Origin of the sequence: Methylobacterium sp. WL119, assembly GCF_008039875.1 — a bacterium.
Taxonomy (GTDB): Bacteria; Pseudomonadota; Alphaproteobacteria; order Rhizobiales; family Beijerinckiaceae; genus Methylobacterium.
Map to the genome: position 1 here is coordinate 1 of NZ_VRUU01000230.1, position 1,197 is coordinate 1,197.

At 67.5% G+C, this 1,197-nt stretch carries 1 protein-coding gene; it reads right to left on the reverse strand.

Going from position 1 to position 1,197, the window contains the following annotated elements:
- Positions 1-3: 3 nt before the first annotated feature.
- A complete protein-coding gene (tuf, locus tag FV227_RS28590) occupies positions 4-1,194 on the reverse strand; it encodes an elongation factor Tu (protein ID WP_147729937.1) in 1,191 nt (396 codons plus the stop codon).
- Positions 1,195-1,197: the final 3 nt, after the last annotated feature.

A 1,197-nucleotide genomic window follows, 5' to 3' on the forward strand; every position in this document is an offset into this window, starting at 1 on the left:
CGACTACGCGTTGATGGCGGCGACGACGCCGGCGCCGACGGTTCGGCCGCCCTCGCGGATGGCGAAGCGCAGCTTCTCCTCCATGGCCACCGGCACGATCAGCGTGACGTCCATGGTCACGTTGTCGCCCGGCATCACCATCTCGGTGCCCTCGGGCAGCACGCACACGCCGGTCACGTCGGTGGTGCGGAAGTAGAACTGCGGCCGGTAGTTGGTGAAGAACGGCGTGTGGCGCCCGCCCTCCTCCTTGGTCAGGATGTAGGCCTCGGCCTTGAACTTGGTGTGGGGCTTGACCGAGCCCGGCTTGCACACGACCTGGCCGCGCTCGACGTCCTCGCGCTTGGTGCCGCGCAGCAGCACGCCGACGTTGTCGCCCGCCTGGCCCTGGTCGAGCAGCTTGCGGAACATCTCGACGCCCGTGACCGTCGTGGTCTGGGTGTCGCGGATGCCGACGATCTCCACCGTCTCGCCGACCTTGACGATGCCGCGCTCGACCCGGCCCGTCACCACCGTGCCGCGGCCCGAGATCGAGAACACGTCCTCGATCGGCATCAGGAACGGCATGTCGATCGGACGCTCCGGCTGCGGGATGTAGTCGTCCACCGTCTTCATCAGCGCCAGCACCGCGTCGTGCCCGACCGCCTTGTCGCCGTTGTCGAGCGCGACCTTGGCCGAGCCCTTAGTGATCGGGATGTCGTCGCCGGGGAAGTCGTACTTCGACAGAAGCTCGCGCACTTCCATCTCGACGAGCTCGAGCAGCTCGGCGTCGTCGACGAGATCCACCTTGTTGAGGAACACCACCAGCGCCGGAACGCCGACCTGGCGCGCCAGCAGGATGTGCTCGCGGGTCTGCGGCATCGGGCCGTCGGCCGCCGACACCACCAGGATCGCGCCGTCCATCTGCGCCGCGCCCGTGATCATGTTCTTCACGTAGTCGGCGTGGCCGGGGCAGTCGACGTGCGCGTAGTGCCGGTTCGTCGTCTCGTACTCCACGTGCGCCGTCGAGATCGTGATCCCGCGCGCCTTCTCCTCCGGAGCCTTGTCGATCTGGTCGTAGGCCGTGAACGTCGCCCCGCCGGACTCCGCCAAGACCTTCGTGATCGCCGCCGTCAGCGACGTCTTGCCGTGGTCGACGTGACCGATCGTGCCGATGTTGCAGTGCGGCTTCGTGCGGGCAAACTTCTCTTTGGCCATGGT